Genomic DNA, 1232 nt, shown 5'->3' with positions numbered 1-1232 from the left:
CTTGGATTCAACCGGTCAACGCAACAGATTGGGCAAAACGTTCTGCCGGTGTTTGATAGTTTAGTGTCTTTCTAGGGCGCTCATTCAGTTTCCTAGCTATGGCATTAAGCTTAGCCTGTGAGTAATTAGCCAGGCTCATTCCTTTAGGGAAGTATTGTCTTAGTAGCCCATTCGTATTTTCATTGGATCCTCGTTGCCAAGGATGCTGGGGATCACAAAAGTACACCTGAACATCCGTGGCTAAGGTAAAACGCTTGTGCTCAGACATCTCTTTACCTCGATCCCACGTTAACGATTTATATAGCTCGTCTGGTAATTTTCTCGCATGCTTAATGAGTGCGTTAACTACTGTCTGGCTATCTTTGCGAGCCACTTTTACTAGCATCACATAGCGAGTCTGGCGCTCAACGAGAGTAGCGATCTGGCTATTGGCATCCCCATATAAAAGATCGCCTTCCCAATGACCTGGCACTGCACGATCTTCTGCTTCTGCTGGCCGCTCTCTAATGGAGACTGCATTGGCAATCTTGCCAAGACCAACATCTTTAAGCGTGTGATGGCGTGAGCGGCGCATCACCCGAGTACGACGTAAATGTGCCACGAGCTCTTTCTTTAAGGCTCCACGGGCTTGGATAAAGAGGCTACGATAAATTGTCTCGTGTGACACCTGATAGCTTTCGTCATCTGGATACGTTTGCTTTAACCATCCGGCAATCTGTTGTGGCGACCACTGCAAGAGCTGCAGCTTGTCTGTCACGATACTTGCCAAGGGCTTGTTCAAGACCAGTTTACAAGTCTTAGGACGAAGTGCTCGATCCCAAGCTGAGCTATCTGCCCCAGCTGATCGGTAGTCTTTGGCACCACCATTACGCTTAACCTCCCGACTAACCGTAGAAGGCGATCTGCCTAAAAGCTGTGCGATAGAACGAAGGGATTGTCCCGTTGCCAGGCCGCGGGAGATCTCTTCTCGCTCAGCCAAAGTCAGCGATAGAGCTGATCGAGATCGCTCTAGTGGTTTGATGCCACCACTTTCGGCCAAAATACGCTGGATAGAAGAGTGGCCCCGATCAAATAATTGCGCTATCTGATGAAGGTTATCGCCTTTTTGCCAGCGTTCCCACATTAAAGCCTTCTGGGTGGCCGTGTAATAGATTCGGGGCCGTTGTTTCATGAGCAACACTCCTTTTGCTTACGCAGTTTGTAGTGTGTTGCATCGATCAGTTGAATTCAAG

The 1232-nt window shown here is 48.7% G+C and carries 1 protein-coding gene; it reads right to left on the bottom strand.

From position 1 onward, the window contains the following. Positions 1-7: 7 nt before the first annotated feature. Entirely contained in the window at positions 8-1171 is a 1164-nt protein-coding gene (locus tag ICN48_RS13760; protein ID WP_216154250.1) for an IS30 family transposase, read from the bottom strand. Between the last annotated feature and the right edge of the window lie 61 nt (positions 1172-1232).

This window comes from Polynucleobacter sp. JS-Safj-400b-B2 (assembly GCF_018881975.1).
In the GTDB taxonomy this organism is placed as follows: domain Bacteria; phylum Pseudomonadota; class Gammaproteobacteria; order Burkholderiales; family Burkholderiaceae; genus Polynucleobacter.
Note: the sequence above shows the minus strand (reverse complement) of the source record. Positions and strands in the feature narration are given on the sequence as shown.